This is a genomic window from Bacillus sp. MBGLi79, assembly GCF_002953915.1.
The window spans coordinates 2564184-2582396 of the sequence record NZ_CP026521.1 but is presented as its reverse complement, the minus strand read 5'-3'; the positions used below and the strand labels follow the sequence as shown (position 1 = coordinate 2582396).

General features: G+C 44.0%; 20 protein-coding genes. 19 read left to right on the top strand and 1 reads right to left on the bottom strand.

The annotated features are described in order from the left end of the window. Positions 1 to 214 precede the first annotated feature (214 nt). From C1T29_RS12880 to ypjB, 8 genes are all read left to right on the top strand, one after another. Entirely contained in the window at positions 215 to 1486 is a 1272-nt protein-coding gene (locus C1T29_RS12880; RefSeq protein WP_069839228.1) for a tetratricopeptide repeat protein, read from the top strand. Between the two features lie 71 nt (positions 1487 to 1557). Next, on the top strand, positions 1558 to 2097 hold the full coding sequence (locus C1T29_RS12875) for a ReoY family proteolytic degradation factor (protein WP_014664397.1): 540 nt from the start codon (positions 1558 to 1560) through the stop codon (positions 2095 to 2097). A 54-nt stretch (positions 2098 to 2151) separates the two neighbouring features. Next, positions 2152 to 2598, top strand: coding sequence for a YpiF family protein (locus C1T29_RS12870; RefSeq protein WP_069839229.1), 447 nt, complete (start codon positions 2152 to 2154; stop codon positions 2596 to 2598). 142 nt (positions 2599 to 2740) lie between these two features. Next, a complete protein-coding gene (locus C1T29_RS12865; RefSeq protein ID WP_004398062.1) occupies positions 2741 to 3244 on the top strand; it encodes a Rieske (2Fe-2S) protein in 504 nt (167 codons plus the stop codon). A gap of 1 nt (position 3245) precedes the next feature. Continuing rightward, a complete protein-coding gene (qcrB, locus tag C1T29_RS12860; protein WP_003225560.1) occupies positions 3246 to 3920 on the top strand; it encodes a menaquinol-cytochrome c reductase cytochrome b subunit in 675 nt (224 codons plus the stop codon). Positions 3921 to 3954: 34 nt separating this feature from the next. Further along, positions 3955 to 4722: a menaquinol-cytochrome c reductase cytochrome b/c subunit gene (locus tag C1T29_RS12855; RefSeq protein ID WP_014664395.1), complete on the top strand. Its 768-nt coding sequence runs from the start codon at positions 3955 to 3957 to the stop codon at positions 4720 to 4722. A 110-nt stretch (positions 4723 to 4832) separates the two neighbouring features. Then, positions 4833 to 5426, top strand: coding sequence for a lipoprotein heptaprenylglyceryl N-acetyltransferase LhaT (locus tag C1T29_RS12850; RefSeq protein WP_187360240.1), 594 nt, complete (start codon positions 4833 to 4835; stop codon positions 5424 to 5426). A 68-nt stretch (positions 5427 to 5494) separates the two neighbouring features. Continuing rightward, positions 5495 to 6289 (top strand): sporulation protein YpjB, encoded by a 795-nt coding sequence (ypjB, locus tag C1T29_RS12845; RefSeq protein ID WP_071578019.1) that lies wholly within the window; start codon positions 5495 to 5497, stop codon positions 6287 to 6289. Between the two features lie 40 nt (positions 6290 to 6329). On the opposite strand, the gene C1T29_RS12840 is transcribed toward ypjB, so the two are convergent. Beyond that, entirely contained in the window at positions 6330 to 7202 is an 873-nt protein-coding gene (locus C1T29_RS12840; protein ID WP_103749626.1) for a YitT family protein, read from the bottom strand. Positions 7203 to 7342: 140 nt separating this feature from the next. On the opposite strand from C1T29_RS12840, the gene C1T29_RS12835 reads away from it, so the two are divergent. From C1T29_RS12835 to dinG, 11 genes are all read left to right on the top strand, one after another. Continuing rightward, the gene (locus C1T29_RS12835) at positions 7343 to 7678 is read left to right on the top strand and encodes a nucleotide pyrophosphohydrolase (protein WP_014664392.1); all 336 of its coding nucleotides are present in this window, start codon (positions 7343 to 7345) and stop codon (positions 7676 to 7678) included. 11 nt (positions 7679 to 7689) lie between these two features. Beyond that, complete coding sequence (gene dapB / locus C1T29_RS12830; protein WP_014664391.1) at positions 7690 to 8493, top strand: 4-hydroxy-tetrahydrodipicolinate reductase; 804 nt, start codon at positions 7690 to 7692, stop codon at positions 8491 to 8493. 15 nt (positions 8494 to 8508) lie between these two features. Beyond that, positions 8509 to 8922 carry a methylglyoxal synthase gene (mgsA, locus tag C1T29_RS12825; RefSeq protein ID WP_014664390.1) on the top strand — a complete coding sequence of 138 codons (414 nt, stop codon included), beginning with the start codon at positions 8509 to 8511 and terminating at the stop codon, positions 8920 to 8922. Next, a complete protein-coding gene (gene bshB1 / locus C1T29_RS12820; protein ID WP_095431524.1) occupies positions 8915 to 9625 on the top strand; it encodes a bacillithiol biosynthesis deacetylase BshB1 in 711 nt (236 codons plus the stop codon). Before mgsA ends, bshB1 begins: the two co-directional genes overlap by 8 nt. After that, the gene (gene bshA, locus C1T29_RS12815; RefSeq protein ID WP_103749627.1) at positions 9622 to 10755 is read left to right on the top strand and encodes an N-acetyl-alpha-D-glucosaminyl L-malate synthase BshA; all 1134 of its coding nucleotides are present in this window, start codon (positions 9622 to 9624) and stop codon (positions 10753 to 10755) included. Before bshB1 ends, bshA begins: the two co-directional genes overlap by 4 nt. A gap of 4 nt (positions 10756 to 10759) precedes the next feature. Next, complete coding sequence (locus tag C1T29_RS12810; RefSeq protein ID WP_071580477.1) at positions 10760 to 11953, top strand: CCA tRNA nucleotidyltransferase; 1194 nt, start codon at positions 10760 to 10762, stop codon at positions 11951 to 11953. Next, positions 11938 to 12915 (top strand): bifunctional biotin--[acetyl-CoA-carboxylase] synthetase/biotin operon repressor, encoded by a 978-nt coding sequence (locus C1T29_RS12805; protein ID WP_040082793.1) that lies wholly within the window; start codon positions 11938 to 11940, stop codon positions 12913 to 12915. Before C1T29_RS12810 ends, C1T29_RS12805 begins: the two co-directional genes overlap by 16 nt. A 245-nt stretch (positions 12916 to 13160) precedes the next feature. After that, positions 13161 to 13994: a 3-methyl-2-oxobutanoate hydroxymethyltransferase gene (gene panB / locus C1T29_RS12800; protein WP_103749628.1), complete on the top strand. Its 834-nt coding sequence runs from the start codon at positions 13161 to 13163 to the stop codon at positions 13992 to 13994. A 1-nt stretch (position 13995) separates the two neighbouring features. Further along, complete coding sequence (gene panC / locus C1T29_RS12795; protein WP_103749629.1) at positions 13996 to 14856, top strand: pantoate--beta-alanine ligase; 861 nt, start codon at positions 13996 to 13998, stop codon at positions 14854 to 14856. A gap of 1 nt (position 14857) precedes the next feature. Next, positions 14858 to 15241 carry an aspartate 1-decarboxylase gene (gene panD / locus C1T29_RS12790; protein WP_014664383.1) on the top strand — a complete coding sequence of 128 codons (384 nt, stop codon included), beginning with the start codon at positions 14858 to 14860 and terminating at the stop codon, positions 15239 to 15241. 125 nt (positions 15242 to 15366) lie between these two features. Further along, complete coding sequence (gene dinG, locus C1T29_RS12785) at positions 15367 to 18162, top strand: ATP-dependent DNA helicase DinG (RefSeq protein WP_103749630.1); 2796 nt, start codon at positions 15367 to 15369, stop codon at positions 18160 to 18162. The last annotated feature ends 51 nt before the right edge of the window (positions 18163 to 18213 follow it).

The window sequence follows — 18213 nt, the reverse complement described above, 5'->3', positions numbered from 1 at the left end:
AGAGCTGCTTTACTGTACAGAGGGCGATCTTCCTTTTTTTCATTTTCTATCTCAAGATCTTTTGGTAAACTAATAAGACTCAATAATTCCCTTCCGTACAGCAAGCATCTTATTTGCCGGGGGCATTCGTCTGAATTATGATAAGATTAACCCGAACAAATAAAGCTTTTTTGTATGGTTGATGTTGTATAGGAAAAGAAAGGACCGGTCCGATTTGAATACATTAATTCAAGAAGCCATAAAATTAGTTGAAGCAGGTGAAACAGAAAAAGGTCTCAATACGCTCTCGAAAGCCGAAAAACAGCTGCATGATGAAGATAAAGCGATTGCAGCCCAGCTTTATTACGAGTGGGGCGATGTAGAAAAAGCCATTTCACTGATTAGTGATTTACATGATTTATACCCAAATGAAACAGAACTGACGAATTTCTACGCTGAACTTTTAATAGATATTGACGAAGAAGAAAAAGCTCTTGCTGTGCTGGAGACTATTCCGGAAACAGATCCATCATATCCGGAAAGTTTGCTGCTTATGGCGGATCTTTATCAGATGCAGGGATTATTCGAAGTCAGTGAACAAAAGCTTTTACAGGCAAAGTTCATTCTGGCCAATGAACCCGTTATTGATTTTGCACTGGGGGAACTTTACTTTACTCAGGGAGCCTATGCAAAAGCGGTTCAATATTTTAAAACAACGGCTGAGGAGAAGAATGAGATCGGAGGCGTTAATGTCCATCAAAGACTGGCAGAATCGTTAAGTGCCTCAGGTGAATTTGAGGATGCCATTCCATGGTACGAGAAAGCTGTTGATGAGAGTCCTGATCCTAATACGATTTTCGGCTATGGGTTTACAGCCTTACAGGCGGGGCTTGTAAAAACGGCTATTAAGCAGCTGTCTGATTTAAAGGAGCTTGATCCATCTTATTCTTCACTATATATGCCGCTCTCAAAAAGCTATGAAGCTGAAGGAATGTATGAAGAGGCATTAAAAACGGCAAAAGAGGGTATCAGATATGATGAATATAACAAAGAACTTTTCCTTTATGCCGCCAAAATGGCCCTGAAAATCGGGAAGTCAGAAGAGGGGAAAAAGCTGCTTCAGGAGGCGCTTGCGCTTGATCCGGGATTCGTCGAAGCGCTTCATACACTTCTTGCCGTGTATCATAAAGAAGAGGATTATGAACAGATCATTGATCTTATTCAAGAGGTTCGCAGCTACGGTGAAGAAGATCCGAAATACAATTGGTATCTTGCAAGCGCATATACTGAATTAGAGCAATACGAGGAAGCAAAACAATCCTTTGAGGCTGCCTATCTTCATTACCGGGAGGATAGAGATTTCTTATATGAATACGCAAGCTTCCTATTAGAAGAAGGCCTTCAAAAAGAAGCGCTGCCGCTTTTGAAAAAGGTTCTTGAAATGGACGGAGCCAATGAAGAGCTGGAAGAAACGATTTTGCGAATCGAGGATGAATTTTCGAGATAAGCAGGAATATTAACCGTTCATGTGGAACATATAAGTATATAGATTATACGAACGATAGAGGAGGGAATTACATGCAGACCCCTGTTTCTGTCAATGAGAAAAAGGATTTTATCCGTTGGTTTTTAAACCATTATCAGTTAAAGCGCCGAGAGTGCGTTTGGATCTTGAACTACTTAATGAGCCATGATTCTCTCATGGAAAAGGTTCATTTTGTGGAGCAGGCTGAATTTTGCCCGAGAGGCATTATAATGTCAACACATTGTGTTGAAGAAGTTCCGTTTCGGTTCTATAAAGAGAATGTCATGACTACCGACGCGGAAAAATCTTTTCATGATATTAGATTAAATAAACAGCAGGATTTGTTTATCCAGCTTAATTTCCGTTCGGCCTACAGCTCACCTGAGTATGCGGCGGTGCTGGAGTCCAATCCGCATATGCCGAAAGATCTTTTTGAGAATAAAAAAGACCAGGGGTTGGCGGAACAGATTTTGGAGCACGCCATTTCCACCTTCCAAAGAGAAAAATTATTAAAAGACATTGACGACGCGTTAGATCGTCATGATAAAGAAGCATTTGAACAATTATCGCGCCAATTGAATCAGCTCACATAATATGACCAGCCTTGCAGCGTATTGCAAGGCTTGTTGCCGTAAAGGGGGAGAACAATGAGGTGGAGAATCACTGATGCCAAGGACTATTTACAAGCTAAGGATTACATTGATACCGCTGTTATTCCATTAATTAACATAAAGGTGGATAACCATTTTAAAATGGCGGCGGAGAAAGGCGAGTTTACACAGCTTCTCTCAGAGGAATTGGAAAGGCAGTTAAAGGGACGGGTATATTTACTGCCTCCTTATACATATGTTGATAGAAATGACATAACCGTTCAAGGGCTTAAGGATTTGCGGGAAGAGCTGCTAACGGAATTTTCGCATGTTGTCCTGCTCACATCTGACGAAAATTGGAGAACTGAGGATACGTTAGGCAAAATGATTGTAACACCGTCTGTTCCATTAGAGCATTTAAATGACTCTTTAAAAAGAAAAATATTGGATGAACGCACTGCTGAAATTTTGAACGTTTTGTTACAGTTATGGAGCACTTCATAAAAACACTTACATTTCCTCATAAACAATATTTTGGCTATATTGACCTTGCTGAGAGATTCATATATTATGAGGGTGTCTAGAGTTATTGCAATATTTTCTATTTTAGTCAGTTTGCAGGGGTGACCTAGAGGGGGGAGAAGAGATGGGCGGAAAACATGATATATCCAGACGTCAATTTTTGAATTATACGCTCACAGGCGTAGGAGGTTTTATGGCGGCTAGTATGCTCATGCCTATGGTTCGCTTTGCACTCGACCCGGTATTAAAATCGACAGGGAAGCAGGACATGGTTCAGGTTGTCAGCGTTGATGAGTTGACAAAAGAGCCGCAGCGCTTTGATTTCAAAATTAATCAAGTCGATGCCTGGTATGAGTCCGAAGAGTCAAGATCAGCCTGGGTCTTCAAAAACGGGGATGAAATTGTAGCACTTTCGCCAATTTGTAAACATTTAGGGTGTACGGTGAACTGGAATAGTGATCCTAAAAACCCGAATAAATTCTTTTGTCCATGCCATTACGGACTCTATGAAAAGGACGGCACCAATGTCCCTGGCACGCCGCCGCTTTCGCCTCTTGATCATTACGAGCAAGAAGTAAAAGACGGCTTCCTGTATCTTGGAAAAGCAAAGCCTAAGGGGGAAGGGTGACATGCTGAACAAAATTTATGACTGGGTAGATGAGCGGCTTGATATTACACCGATGTGGAGGGATATTGCCGATCACGAAGTACCGGAACATGTGAATCCCGCCCATCATTTCTCTGCGTTTGTGTATTGCTTTGGGGGACTGACGTTTTTTGTAACCGTTATCCAAGTATTATCTGGAATGTTTTTAACGATGTATTATGTGCCTGATATCAAAAATGCCTGGGAATCGGTATATTATTTGCAAAATGAAGTGGCTTTCGGCCAGATTGTCAGGGGGATGCACCATTGGGGTGCGAGCTTGGTCATTGTGATGATGTTTTTACATACGCTGAGGGTCTTTTTCCAAGGTGCGTACAAAAAGCCGCGCGAGCTGAACTGGATTGTCGGTGTGCTGATCTTTTTTGTCATGCTCGGTCTTGGTTTTACAGGCTACTTGCTTCCTTGGGATATGAAGGCACTGTTTGCAACAAAAGTCGGGCTGCAGATCGCCGAAGCCACACCTTTGATCGGGACGCAAGTTAAAACGCTCCTTGCAGGGCATCCGGATATTGTAGGCGCCCAAACGCTGACTAGATTTTTTGCGATCCATGTATTCTTTCTTCCTGCCGCATTGTTCGGGCTGATGGCAGCACATTTTATTATGATCCGGAAGCAGGGGATTTCAGGACCGCTTTAAACTCTTGATCTGCGAATAAAAGGGAGGGAATGACATGCACCGGGGCAAAGGGATGAAATTTGTAGGCGACTCAAGGATACCGGCTGAAAAAAAGCCGAATATACCGAAGGATTATTCGGAGTATCCCGGTAAAACAGAGGCTTTCTGGCCAAATTTCTTGTTAAAGGAATGGATGGTTGGAGCTGTCTTTCTCATCGGTTTTCTTGTTTTGACGATTGTGCATCAGCCGCCTTTAGAGCGGATGGCTGACCCGACTGATACTGGTTATATTCCGCTGCCGGATTGGTATTTTCTTTTCTTATACCAGCTGTTGAAGTATGAATACGCCGCCGGAAGCTTTACAGTGGTCGGCGCCATGATTATGCCAGGTCTCGCTTTTGGAGCCCTGCTTTTGGCTCCATTCTTAGACAGAGGGGCAGAAAGAAGGCCGTGGAAGCGTCCGGTCGCTGTCGGTATGATGCTTCTGGCCATTTCCGCAGCTGTATTTTTGACGTGGCAGTCAGTGGCTACTCATGACTGGGCCAAGGCAGAGGAACAGGGGAAAATCACAAAAGAGGCCGACATTGACACCAATACAGAAGGATATAAGATTTTTAAGGAACAAGGCTGTATTTCTTGCCATGGGGATAACCTTCAGGGAGGAGCGGCTGGACCTTCATTGGTTGACAGCGGGCTGAAACCGGAAGAAATCAAAAAGATCGCAGTAGAAGGGAAAGGCAAAATGCCGGCGGGTGTGTTCAAAGGAAATGATAAGCAGCTCGAAGAACTTGCGAAATTTATTTCTGAAACAACCGCAAAATAACGTATTGTGAATTGTCAAATGGAAGGATATACTTTTATTATCAAAAGCTGACCCGGCGTCAGCTTTTTTATATGGACACATTATTTTTACAGACTGAGAGTTGATTTGATGTGAAATGGTTTCAATATGTATTAGGACAGCGGCCGATGCTTATTCTTGTCTTAGCCATTAATTTTCTGGGAACGGTTTACGGCTACTATTGGTACTTGCCGCAGCTCCTAGAGACACCGGCCCGTTTCCTGGTTTTTGTTCCAGATAGTCCGACAGCAACGTTTTTCTTTCTGTTTGTGCTGCTTGCCTTTATCATGAAACGGAATGCTCCGCTCTTTGAAGCGCTTGCGCTAGTTACTCTCGTAAAGTATGGCCTATGGGCGGTCGCTATGAATTTTCTTGTGCTTGCAGTAACTGGTGACTTGCCTTGGGAGGGCTACATGCTAATTGCTTCGCATTTTGCAATGGCAGTGCAAGGCGTATTATACAGTCCGTATTTTCGTTTTTCATTTTGGCATCTTGCAATTGCTGCAGTCTGGACACTGCATAACGATGTCATTGACTACTTGTTTGATATGATGCCGCAGTACTCTATGCTTTCTAATTATATGACTGAAATAGGGTACGGAACATTTTGGCTAAGCATCTTTTCAATCGGGCTTGCTTACTTCCTTGTGATCTCGAAAAAGCAAACGAAGCTTAAGCTGATGTAAAGACAATGTTGGTCTATCCTTGTCCCTTTCTTCATATTCTGTAAGGAGAGAGAGTGGGAGGGACCTGCATGAAACGAAAGCTGACGATCTGTTTGTTGATTGCTCTTATTTTTTATAATGGAAATGCCAAGGCTGCAGAGCGGGGAAGCCTCGAGGAATTGAATGATTTATCCGATACGGTCTTTCAAATGACCCGTCAGTCGAAATATGAAGAGGCGCTGCAAGTCTTGGGTTATTTTGAGAAAACATTAAAATCCGCTGAGAAAAAACAGCAAGATTCCATGCTAACAGGAGCCCAAATCCGTCAAATCACACTGGGCTATAATGATATGGTTCGAAGTTTAAAGCAGGCTGATACATCAGACACGCAAAAACTCAGAGCAGCCGCGCAGTTCAGAATGCTGATGGATGCGGTTGACAACCGGTCTGACCCGCTTTGGGGTTCACTGGAAAAACCGATTATGGAAGCCTTTACTGAGCTGAAGCGAGATGTCCAAAAGAATGAAAGCACTAGCTTCCATGAAAAATGGAATGAATTTATCAGTTTATATGATTTGATTTACCCAAGTCTTACAATCGATGTATCAGAGGAAAAGCTTGAAACAGTCGGAAAACATATAGATGTTATTGAACAAGGGGAATTTCAACAAATGACAGAGAGCACGAAGCTTGAACGGCTTTCCCTTCTTCAGCATGACCTGAAAAATTTGTTTGACAGGGCGGAGGAGGATGATGCCGATCCGTCTTTACTCTGGGTGATGATTACAACCGGCAGTATCATCATTACAGCCCTCACCTATGTCGGCTACAGAAAGTACAAGGCGGAAAAAAACAAGCTGAAAAAACGGGACTACCCTAAATAAGGATGAGGGGCGGCGTCAGCCGCCTTTTTTCTATTACATGTCAGCGTGGAAGCGGATTTTTATTTTCATCAAGCGTAAATCCTTCTCCGAGCACATCGTGGACATCGCTTACGGCTACAAAGGCATGAGGGTCAATGGAGTTAATCACGCTTTTCAGCATCACCAATTCGTTTTTCGGCACCACACAATAAAGTACATCTATATCCTCTTTTGTGTAGGAACCTTGTCCTTTCAAAATAGTGACGCCCCGTTCCATTTCTTCAAGGATCTTTTTCTGAATCAGGTCGTTTTTCGAAGAGATGATCGTAGCGCCTTTAGCAGCGTAGCCGCCTTCCTGAATAAAATCGATTAATCTTGCCGCTACAAATACAGCTACCAGCGTATACATCGCTTCTTTATAGGAGAGATAAGTAAGCAAAGACAAAATGATGACGCAGGCATCGAAAGCAAACATCGTTCTGCCCATCGGGATTCCAAAATACTTATTCACTAAACGTGCGATGATATCAACACCGCCTGTCGTACCGCCGAACTTGAAAATAATTCCCAGTCCGGCTCCAATGAATACGCCGGCAAATAAAGCGGCGAGCGCTAAGTCGTGCTGAAGGGGCATATGGATTTCATATCGCTGAAAGATGCTGAGGAACAAAGACAAGGCCACAGTGCCGACAAAGGTATAAACAAACATTGTCCTGCCGAGCAAACGCCAGCCAATAAAAAAAATCGGAATGTTTAACACCAGGTTCGAGATAGAGGGGCTGATGTGGAAAAGAGCATAAAGCAAAAGTGTAATACCTGTAAAACCGCCCTCAGCCAGATTGTTCTGCATATTGAAATGAACCAAGCCAAATGAAAAAATTGCCGCTCCGATTAAAATGAAAAATATGTTTTTTAATCTAATTTCTCCAAGCATCACACAAAACCCCTTTTCCTTCCATTAGATAGCGTTTATATTATAGTGGATGAAAAAGAAAACAGCAAACGTGCTTAAACATTTGTCAAACGTATCTGAATTAGCTAACATGTAAGAGGATGATAGGAGGTTTCGTTTCAGTGAGTGATAAAACAATGAAAGACATACAGGCTGAAGTAGACCGTTACATCGGCCAGTTTAAAGAAGGATATTTCAGCCCGCTAGCCATGGTGGCAAGGCTGACTGAAGAACTGGGCGAGCTTGCCAGAGAAGTCAATCACCGCTACGGAGAAAAACCAAAAAAAGCGACTGAAGACGATAAAAGCATGGAAGAGGAAATGGGCGATGTGCTATTTGTATTGGTTTGTTTAGCCAACTCTCTTGATATCTCTTTAGAGGAAGCCCACGACCGAGTCATGCATAAATTTAATACAAGAGATAAAGATCGCTGGACCAGAAAAGAAGAAGGAAAGTAGAGGAGATCAAGATGTCAAACGAAACAATTAAAGTAGTCATTGCAGGACCGCGTGGAAGAATGGGGCAGGAAGCTGTTAAATTGGCAGAACGAACACCTCATTTTGACCTAGTCGGTGCTATAGACCATACATACGATCAGCAAAAATTATCTGATGTGATGCCTGTTGAGTCAGATGCTTTAATTTACACAGATATCCATGCCTGCTTTACAGAAACACAACCGGATGTCTTGATTGATTTAACAACGCCCGAAATCGGAAAAGTACATACAAAAATTGCATTAGAGCACGGCGTCCGTCCAGTTGTCGGAACAACCGGTTTCTCAGAAGCTGATTTAAAAGAGCTCACGTCCTTAACAGAAGAAAAGGGGATCGGAGCCATCATTGCTCCAAACTTTGCGCTTGGCGCGGTGCTGATGATGAAATTTTCAAAAATGGCTGCCAACTATTTTGAAGATGTAGAGATTATTGAGCTTCATCATGACCAGAAGCTTGACGCACCAAGCGGAACTGCGCTTAAAACAGCGGAAATGATTTCAGAAGTCCGTAAAGAAAAGCAGCAAGGACATCCAGATGAAAAAGAAATTCTCCCAGGAGCTAGAGGAGCGGAGCAAAACGGTATTCGCTTGCACAGCGTCCGTCTTCCGGGGCTGATCGCACATCAAGAGGTCATGTTCGGCATGGATGGCCAAACGCTTCAGATCCGACACGATTCTTATAATCGCGCTTCTTTCATGTCAGGTGTTAAGCTGTCAGTCGAACAAGTCATGAAGATTGATCAGCTTGTGTACGGACTAGAAAATATCATTGATTAGACGGGGGGAGAAACGATGAAAATTGCTTTAATCGCGCATGACAAGAAAAAACAGGATATGGTTCAATTTACGACTGCCTATCGGGATATTTTGAAGCATCATGATCTGTACGCGACCGGAACCACAGGGTTGAAAATTCAAGAGGCGACAGGCCTTCAAATTGAACGTTTTCAATCCGGTCCTCTAGGGGGAGACCAGCAAATCGGAGCATTGATCGCGGCTAATGCACTCGATCTTGTCATTTTTTTGCGCGACCCGCTGACCGCGCAGCCGCATGAACCGGATGTCTCGGCATTAATCCGGTTGTGTGATGTGTATTCCATTCCGCTCGCCACAAATATGGGTACTGCGGAAATTCTTGTCCGGACACTTGATGAAGGTGTTTTCGAATTCCGCGACCTTCTTCGGGGAGAAGAGCCGAATGTATAATGCTGACGTTCTTGCTTTCGGCGCCCACAGTGATGATGTCGAGATCGGAATGGGCGGCACAATAGCGAAGTTTGTCAAACAGGGAAAAAAAGTAATGATATGCGATTTGACAGAAGCGGAACTCTCTTCTAACGGTACGATCAGTTTGCGTAGAGAAGAAGCAGCTGAAGCAGCACGCATATTAGGCGCAGATAAAAGAATTCAGCTGACGCTTCCGGACCGCGGCCTAATGATGAGCGATCAGGCAATTCGGTCGATTGTTACAGTGATCAGAACCAACCGGCCAAAAGCGGTTTTTATGCCGTATAAAAAGGATCGCCATCCGGATCACGGCAATGCGGCTGCACTGGTGGAAGAAGCGATCTTTTCCGCTGGAATCCATAAATATAAAGACGAAAAAAGCCTTCCGGCGCATAAAGTCAGCAAGGTTTACTATTATATGATAAATGGTTTTCATCAGCCGGATTTTGTCATTGATATCTCGGATACAATAGAGGCAAAAAAACAAAGCCTCAATGCCTATAAAAGCCAGTTTATCCCGTCAAAGGATTCAGTTTCTACTCCACTGACGAATGGTTATATCGAGATCGTCGAAGCGAGAGAAAAGCTTTACGGTAAAGAAGCGGGCGTGGAGTATGCCGAAGGTTTCTTTTCCAAACGGATGCTGATGCTAGATCATGATGTTCTTGGGGGCGAACAATGAAAAAACTAAAAATAGGGATCACATGCTATCCGAGCGTCGGAGGCTCAGGTATCATTGCGACAGAACTGGGGAAGCAGCTTGCTGAAAAGGGACATGAAATCCATTTCATCACATCAAGCATTCCGTTTAGACTGAATACATATCATCCCAATATTCATTTTCATGAAGTTGAGGTTAATCAATATGCTGTTTTCAAGTATCCTCCGTATGATTTGACATTGGCAAGCAAAATCGCTGAGGTGGCGGAGCGGGAGAATTTAGACATTATCCATGCTCACTATGCTCTCCCGCATGCTGTTTGCGCCTATCTTGCAAAACAGATGCTGAAACGCAATATCGGCATCGTCACAACTTTGCACGGCACGGATATCACGGTATTAGGTTATGACCCGTCTCTAAAAGATCTGATCCGTTTTGCCATCGAGTCATCAGACAGGGTAACTGCCGTCTCTTCAGCGCTTGCAGCTGAAACATATGATTTAATTAAACCGGAGAAAAAAATCGAAACGATTTATAACTTTATAGACGAGCGCGTGTATCTGAAGAAAAACACAGCAACAATTAAAGAGAAACATGGAATCTTACCAGATGAAAAAGTCGTCATCCATGTGTCCAACTTCAGAAAGGTCAAACGCGTGCAGGATGTCATTCGTGTGTTCCGTAATATCGCCGGTAAAACGAAAGCGAAGCTGCTTTTAGTCGGAGACGGTCCGGAAAAATCGACAGCCTGCGAGCTTATCAGAAAATATGGCTTGGAAGACCAAGTCTTAATGCTTGGTAATCAAGACCGTGTTGAAGAACTTTATTCTATTAGCGATTTGAAGCTGCTGCTGTCTGAAAAAGAAAGTTTTGGCCTTGTCCTTCTGGAAGCGATGGCTTGCGGGGTGCCTTGTATCGGAACGAACATTGGCGGTATCCCGGAGGTTATTAAAAACAATGTGAGCGGATTTTTGGTGGATGTCGGTGATGTTGCAGGCGCAACAGCCCGCGCGATGAGCATTTTAGAAGATGAACAGCTAAGCAGTCGTTTTACAAAGGCGGCAATAGAGATGCTTGAAAATGAATTTTCCTCCAAGAAAATTGTCAGCCAGTATGAACAGATTTATGCCGATTTAGCAGAACCGGAGTGATCACATGGAAAAAGTTTTTATCAAAGCACTTCCCGTGCTCCGCACCTTAATCGAAGCGGGCCATCAGGCTTATTTTGTCGGGGGCGCAGTTCGTGACAGTTATATGAAACGAACGATCGGAGATGTCGATATCGCGACAGATGCGGCACCTGATCAAGTAGAACGGCTGTTTCAGCGGACTGTTGATGTAGGCAAAGAGCACGGGACCATCATTGTGCTCTGGGAAGATGAAACCTATGAAGTCACGACATTCCGGACTGAGTCTGATTACGTGGATTACAGAAGACCGTCAGAAGTGCAATTTATCTCATCATTAGAAGAGGATTTAAAACGCAGAGATTTGACGATCAATGCGATGGCCATGACAGCGGACGGGAAGGTGCTTGATTATTTTGGCGGCAGGAAAGATATTGATCAGAAAGTGATTCGAACCGTTGGAAAGCCCGAGGACAGATTTCAAGAAGATGCGCTTCGTATGCTGAGAGCCGTACGCTTTATGAGCCAGCTTGGCTTTACGCTTTCACCGGAAACAGAAAAAGCCATTTCGATAGAAAAATCTCTCCTCTCCCATGTTTCAGTCGAACGAAAAACAATAGAGTTCGAGAAATTGCTGCAGGGAAGAGCTTCCCGCCAGGCGCTTCAAACGCTTATTCAAACGAGGCTGTATGAAGAGCTGCCTGGTTTGTATCATAAACGAGAAAACTTGATTTCAGCGAGTGAGTTTCCGTTCTTCTCTTTAACATCACGTGAGGAGCTTTGGGCAGCTCTTTTAATTGACCTCGACATCGTCTTGAAAGACGCGCCTCTTTTCCTGAAAGCCTGGAAGCTCCCGGGAAAAGTGATGAAGGAAGCCATTCACATTGCCGATACGTTTGGCCAGAGCCTTGACGCAATGTCAATGTACAGAGCTGGGGAAAAATCACTGCTCTCAGCGGCCAAAATATCGCAGCTGCGGCAAAACAAAACACTGGATGAAAAAAAACTGAAGGACATTCAATACGCTTATCAAAACCTGCCGATCAAAAGCCTTAAGGATCTTGATCTCACGGGTAAGGATTTGCTTGCGCTTCGAAACCGGCCGGCCGGAAAATGGGTGTCGGAAGAATTACAGAGGATCGAGCAGGCTGTTGTGACAGGAAAGCTCTCCAATCAAAAGAAACACATAGAGGAGTGGCTGAAGACATGCGGTCAACATTAAGAAAAGACCTTATTGAATTATTTGCTCAGGCCGGCAAAGAATTTATTTCCGGCCAAAAAATCAGTGATGCACTCGGCTGTTCTAGAACTGCTGTATGGAAGCATATAGAAGAGCTTCGAAAAGAGGGCTATGAAGTAGAAGCCGTAAGAAGAAAAGGATATCGGCTCATCAAAAAGCCCGGGAAACTCAGTGAAAGCGAAATTCGCTTTGGATTAAAAACGGACATGATGGGGCAGCATCTTATTTATCATGACGTTCTTTCAAGCACGCAAAAATCGGCTCATGAGCTTGCGAATAATAATGCACCGGAAGGCACCCTCGTGGTGGCTGACAAACAAACAGCCGGAAGGGGCCGAATGTCTAGGGTATGGCATTCTCAAGAAGGGAACGGCATTTGGATGAGCCTGATTTTGCGTCCAGATATCCCGCTCCAAAAAACACCCCAGCTCACACTGCTTGCTGCAGTAGCTGTTGTGCAGGGAATAGAAGAGGCAGCAGGCATCCAAACGGATATTAAATGGCCTAATGATATTTTAATTAACGGAAAAAAAACAGTCGGCATCCTAACAGAAATGCAGGCTGAAGAAGACCGCGTACGTTCAGTGATCATTGGAATCGGCATTAACGTTAACCAGCAGCCCGATGATTTTCCAGATGAATTGAAGGACATCGCGACAAGCCTCAGCCAAGCCGCTGGAGAAAAAGTCGATCGGGCTGGCGTCATCCAGCAAATTTTACTTTGCTTTGAGAAACGGTACCGGGATTATATGACACACGGATTTACGCCGATTAAGCTTTTGTGGGAAAGCTATGCGCTCGGAATTGGCGCTAATATGAGAGCCAGAACGTTAAACGGAACCTTTTACGGGAAGGCGTTAGGTATAGATGATGAAGGCGTTCTGCTTTTAGAAACGAATGAAGGCATGAAAAAAATCTATTCTGCCGATATTGAATTGGGCTAATGTGTTGGTACAAGCCCGTTGATTTTGGTATACTTCCATTGGGCAGTATCGCCTGCGAACTGCACCTATTATTAAAATAGATAGACATTGCAGCAGTCTGCCTTGATCCAAAAAAGGACTGGGACAGAGGGATGAAACTCGCCGAACTTTAGAAAGTGAAGGATCCTTCTCGTTGTAACGGAAGGTTTTTTGGCTTGCAGAAGAAAACGGCAGCTCATCTCCTCTAAACATGAGGAGGAGAAAACATGAAAACAAAACTGGATTTTCTAAAAATGAAGGAGTCTGAAGAACCGATCGTCATGCTGACCGCTTATGATTATCCGGCAGCTAAGCTTGCTGAACAAGCGGGAGTTGACATGATTTTAGTTGGTGATTCACTCGGAATGGTCGTTCTCGGCCTTGATTCAACTGTCGGTGTGACAGTAGCGGACATGATTCATCATACAAAAGCCGTTAAAAGGGGAGCGCCGAATACCTTTATTGTGACAGATATGCCTTTTATGTCTTATCATCTTTCCAAGGAAGATACGCTGAAAAATGCAGCGGCTATCGTTCAGGAAAGCGGAGCAGACGCACTAAAGCTTGAAGGCGGAGAAGGCGTATTTGAATCCATTCGCGCATTGACGCTTGGAGGCATTCCAGTAGTCAGTCACTTAGGTTTAACTCCGCAGTCAGTCGGCGTATTGGGTGGATATAAAGTACAGGGCAAAGATGAACAAAGCGCCAAAAAATTAATAGAAGACAGTATAAAATGCGAAGAGGCAGGAGCTATGATGCTTGTGCTGGAATGTGTACCGGCGGAACTCACAGCCAAAATTGCCGAGACGCTAAACATCCCGGTCATCGGAATCGGGGCTGGTGTGAAAGCGGACGGACAAGTTCTCGTTTATCATGATATAATCGGCCACGGTGTTGAGAGAACACCTAAATTCGTAAAGCAATATACGCGCATTGACGAAACCATCGAAACAGCAATCAGCGGATATGTTCAGGATGTACGACATCGTGCTTTCCCTGAACAAAAGCATTCCTTTCAAATGAACCAGACAGTTCTGGACGGCTTGTACGGGGGAAAATAAGATGAGACAGATTACTGATATTTCACAGCTGAAAGAAGCGATAAAACAATACCAATCAGAGGGCAGGTCAATCGGATTTGTTCCGACGATGGGGTTTCTGCATGAGGGGCATTTAACCTTAGCAGACAAAGCTAGACAAGAAAACGACACTGTTATTATGAGTATTTTTGTCAATCCTGCACAATTCGGCCCTAATGAAGATTTTGAAGCATATCCACGCGATATTGAGCGGGATGCAGCTCTTGCGGAAAACGCGGGAGTCGATATTCTTTTTACGCCTGATGCTCATGATATGTATCCCGGTGAAAGGAATGTCACGATTCATGTAGAAAGACGCACAGACGTGTTATGCGGGCGCTCAAGAGAGGGACATTTTGACGGTGTTGCGATCGTACTGACGAAGCTGTTCAATCTTGTTCAGCCGACCCGTGCCTATTTCGGTTTAAAGGATGCGCAGCAGGTAGCTGTTGTTGATGGCTTAATCAGCGACTTTTTCATGGATATTGAATTGGTTGCAGTCGATACGGTCAGAGAGGAAGACGGCTTAGCCAAAAGCTCCCGCAATGTATACTTAACAGCTGAGGAAAGAAAGGAAGCGCCTAAGCTGTATCGGGCCCTGCAAACCAGTGCGGAGCTGATCCAAGCCGGTGAAAGAGACCCGGAAGCGGTGATAAAAGCTGCAAAAGAAATCATTGAAACGACAAGCGGAGCGATAGATTATATAGGGCTTTATTCCTATCCGGAACTCGAACCTGTAAATGAAATTGCCGGAAAAATGATTCTCGCTGTTGCAGTTGCTTTTTCAAAAGCGCGTTTAATAGATAATATCATTATTGATATTCGAGAAATGGAGAGAATATAATATGTATCGAACAATGATGAGCGGCAAGCTTCACAGGGCAACTGTTACGGAAGCAAACCTGAACTATGTGGGAAGCATTACAATTGATGAAGATCTCATTGATGCGGTGGGAATGCTTCCTAATGAAAAAGTACAAATTGTGAATAATAATAATGGAGCACGTCTTGAAACGTATATTATTCCTGGTAAACGGGGAAGCGGCGTCATATGCTTAAACGGTGCAGCCGCACGCCTTGTGCAGGAAGGAGATAAGGTTATTATTATTTCCTACAAAATGATGTCTGATCAAGAAGCGGAAAGCCACGAGCCAAAAGTGGCTGTTCTCAATGATCAAAACAAAATTGAACAAATGCTGGGGAACGAACCAGCCCGTACAATTTTGTAGAAGAAAAGCCCCCTTTATCGGGGGTTTTCTTTTAAGATTTTGAGAGTAAAACGGTTTTGCCGCTCCATTTCCGTACAAAACGTGTTACACTTTTGTCGTATGCAAGAATTGAGGTGTCCATTTTAATGAATAAGCAACGGTTCGTTGTAATAGACGTAGAGACAACAGGGAATTCGCCGAAGAAAGGCGATAAAATCATACAAATCGCAGCGGTTGTAATTGAAAATGGACAAATTACTGAGCGGTTTTCAAAATACATTAATCCAAATAAACCAATCCCTGCTTTTATTGAGCAGCTTACTGGGATCTCTAGTCAAATGGTAGAGAATGAACAGCCATTTGAAGCAGTCGCTGAAGAAGTCTTCCAATTGCTTGAGGGCGCTTATTTTGTCGCTCACAATATTCATTTTGACCTTGGATTTGTCAAGTATGAGCTGCATAAGGCGGGGTTTCAGCTCCCAGATTGTGAAGTGCTGGATACTGTCGAACTTTCACGGATTGTTTTTCCGGGATTGGAAGGGTATAAGCTGACGGAATTAAGCGAAGAGCTTCAGCTGCGGCATGATCAGCCGCACCGGGCTGACAGCGATGCTGAAGTGACAGGGCTTATTTTTTTGGAAATCCTTGAAAAGCTGCGGCAGCTTCCTTATCCGACATTAAAGCAGTTAAGAAGGCTTTCGCAGCATTTCATCAGTGATCTGACGCATTTGTTGGATATGTTCATTAATGAAAACAGACAAACCGAGATACCGGGCTATACACGCTTTTCTTCCTTTTCTGTCAGAGAACCTGAATCGATCGATGTTCGTATGAATGAGGACGGGAACTTTTCATTTGAGATCGAACGATGGGAAGCGGAAAATGAAAAAGCGCTGTCAGAGTTAATGCCCGGGTATGAAAAAAGAGACGGCCAAATGATGATGATGAAAGAGGTGGCTGAAGCGTTTGCCAATCGTGAGCATGCGCTGATTGAAGCTCCTCCGGGAATCGGAAAAACGATTGGCTATCTTATTCCGGCTGCGCTTTTTGCCAAGAAATCAAAAAAGCCAGTCATTATCAGCACGTATTCGACGCTTTTACAGCAGCAGATTCTAACAAAGGATTTGCCGATTGTCCAAGAACTGTTTCCATTTCCGGTAACAGCGGCGATTTTAAAAGGGCAATCGCATTATTTATGCCTGTATAAATTCGAGCAGGTGCTTCATGAAGAAGATGATAATTATGATGCGGTACTGACAAAGGCACAGCTTCTCGTTTGGCTGACAGAGACAAATACAGGGGATGTAGCGGAACTGAATTTGCCTTCAGGCGGAAAGTTGCTGTGGGACAGATTGGCTTATGACGATGACTCCTATAAAAGAAGCCGCAATGAGCATGTGACCGGCTTTTACGAGCGGGCCAAACAGATCGCTATGCGTTCCGATTTGGTGATCACCAATCATTCCCTTTTGCTGACCGATGAAGGCAGCCAGAAAAAAAGGCTCCCCGAAAGCGGCACATTTATTATTGATGAAGCACATCACTTTGAACGAGCGGCAAGTGAACATTTAGGAAAAAGAGCCACGTACATAGAATTGCATACGAAATTGAGCAGAATCGGCACTCTGAAGGAGCAGGGACTTCTAAAAAAAATGAGACAGCTATTCCAGCGAAACAGCCTGCCGGTTGATTCATTTTTCGAATTGGAAGAGTGGCTTCAGCACATTCAAGCAGAAAGTGATGCTTTCTTCAGCTCTGTTCATTCTTTTGTCAAACGAAGAAAACCTAAAGAGGACTTAAACCGTCTAGTTTTTAAGGTGAACAAAGAAAGCCAGGATAAAAGCTGGTCGATCTTAACGGATGGTGCGGAGAGGCTTTGTTCCATGCTGACACACCTGCAGCAGCTTTTTGAGGCACAGTCGTCCCTGATAGAAAAACATCTGAAGGGTATGAAGAGCAAAAACGTCTTTTTGGCCGATGAATACCAAAAAAGCATGAAAGGTTTGCAGTATTATTGTCAGACGTTGCAGAAGCTGTTCTTTGGGTGCGATGACGATGAAGCGGTTTGGATTGAAATTGATGCTAAAGGTGCAAAAAATGCAGTGGCCATTTACGCACAGCCCCTTGAACCGGGGGAACTACTGGCTGATCAGTTTTTCGCGCGCAAAAATAGTGTGGTGCTGACATCAGCAACCCTTACAGTCGAAGGCTCTTTTCAATTTATGATTGAACGACTGGGACTGAGTGACTTTTTCCCGAGGACAATGAGAATTGAGTCGCCCTTTTCTTATGATGAGCGCATGCAGGTGATGATTCCAAAGGAAATGAAGTCAATTCAGGATACAGGACAAACTGAATTTATTCAGGATACGGCTCGTTATATCGAACTGATGGCAAAGGAAAAACAGCCCAAAATCCTTGTGCTGTTTACATCCCATGAGATGCTGAAAAAGGTCCACCAGGAGCTTAAGCATATCATGAGTGCTTCCGGCATTCAGCTCTTGGCACAAGGGATTACAGGCGGAAGTCCCGGCAAACTTATGAAAACTTTTAAAACATCCAATCAGGCGATCCTGCTTGGAACAAATCATTTTTGGGAAGGCGTTGATTTCCCTGGTGATGAGCTGACAACAGTAATGATCGTGAGGCTCCCATTCCGATCCCCAGATCACCCGCTTCATGCTGCAAAATGTGAGCTTGCCCGCAAAAAAGGAAAAAATCCATTTCAAACAGTGTCATTACCGGAGGCTGTACTGACCTTCAGGCAAGGAGTCGGACGCTTGCTGCGTACTGCGGGAGACAAAGGAACGATTATGATATTGGACAGACGGATTAAAACCGCTGGATACGGCCGGCTGTTTCTTGATGCCTTGCCGACAACCTCAGTATTCGAAATGACTGACAGCGAGCTTGAAGCTTATGTTGCAGGGAAAAATAAATAAAAGCCGCATAAAGCGGCTTTTGCGGTGTGGGAGTAGGATGATGTTTTATTT

Excerpts from the sequence above, each read along its gene's own strand:
- bshA (WP_103749627.1), top strand. The coding sequence starts at position 9,622 with ATGAAAAAACTAAAAATAGGGATCACATGCTATCCGAGCGTCGGAGGC.
- C1T29_RS12855 (WP_014664395.1), top strand. The coding sequence starts at position 3,955 with ATGCACCGGGGCAAAGGGATGAAATTTGTAGGCGACTCAAGGATACCG.
- bshB1 (WP_095431524.1), top strand. The coding sequence starts at position 8,915 with ATGTATAATGCTGACGTTCTTGCTTTCGGCGCCCACAGTGATGATGTC.
- panB (WP_103749628.1), top strand. The coding sequence starts at position 13,161 with ATGAAAACAAAACTGGATTTTCTAAAAATGAAGGAGTCTGAAGAACCG.
- dapB (WP_014664391.1), top strand. The coding sequence starts at position 7,690 with ATGTCAAACGAAACAATTAAAGTAGTCATTGCAGGACCGCGTGGAAGA.
- panD (WP_014664383.1), top strand. The coding sequence starts at position 14,858 with ATGTATCGAACAATGATGAGCGGCAAGCTTCACAGGGCAACTGTTACG.
- C1T29_RS12875 (WP_014664397.1), top strand. The coding sequence starts at position 1,558 with ATGCAGACCCCTGTTTCTGTCAATGAGAAAAAGGATTTTATCCGTTGG.
- mgsA (WP_014664390.1), top strand. The coding sequence starts at position 8,509 with ATGAAAATTGCTTTAATCGCGCATGACAAGAAAAAACAGGATATGGTT.
- dinG (WP_103749630.1), top strand. The coding sequence starts at position 15,367 with ATGAATAAGCAACGGTTCGTTGTAATAGACGTAGAGACAACAGGGAAT.
- qcrB (WP_003225560.1), top strand. The coding sequence starts at position 3,246 with ATGCTGAACAAAATTTATGACTGGGTAGATGAGCGGCTTGATATTACA.
- C1T29_RS12810 (WP_071580477.1), top strand. The coding sequence starts at position 10,760 with ATGGAAAAAGTTTTTATCAAAGCACTTCCCGTGCTCCGCACCTTAATC.
- panC (WP_103749629.1), top strand. The coding sequence starts at position 13,996 with ATGAGACAGATTACTGATATTTCACAGCTGAAAGAAGCGATAAAACAA.
- C1T29_RS12840 (WP_103749626.1), bottom strand. The coding sequence starts at position 7,202 with ATGCTTGGAGAAATTAGATTAAAAAACATATTTTTCATTTTAATCGGA.
- C1T29_RS12805 (WP_040082793.1), top strand. The coding sequence starts at position 11,938 with ATGCGGTCAACATTAAGAAAAGACCTTATTGAATTATTTGCTCAGGCC.
- ypjB (WP_071578019.1), top strand. The coding sequence starts at position 5,495 with ATGAAACGAAAGCTGACGATCTGTTTGTTGATTGCTCTTATTTTTTAT.
- C1T29_RS12865 (WP_004398062.1), top strand. The coding sequence starts at position 2,741 with ATGGGCGGAAAACATGATATATCCAGACGTCAATTTTTGAATTATACG.
- C1T29_RS12870 (WP_069839229.1), top strand. The coding sequence starts at position 2,152 with ATGAGGTGGAGAATCACTGATGCCAAGGACTATTTACAAGCTAAGGAT.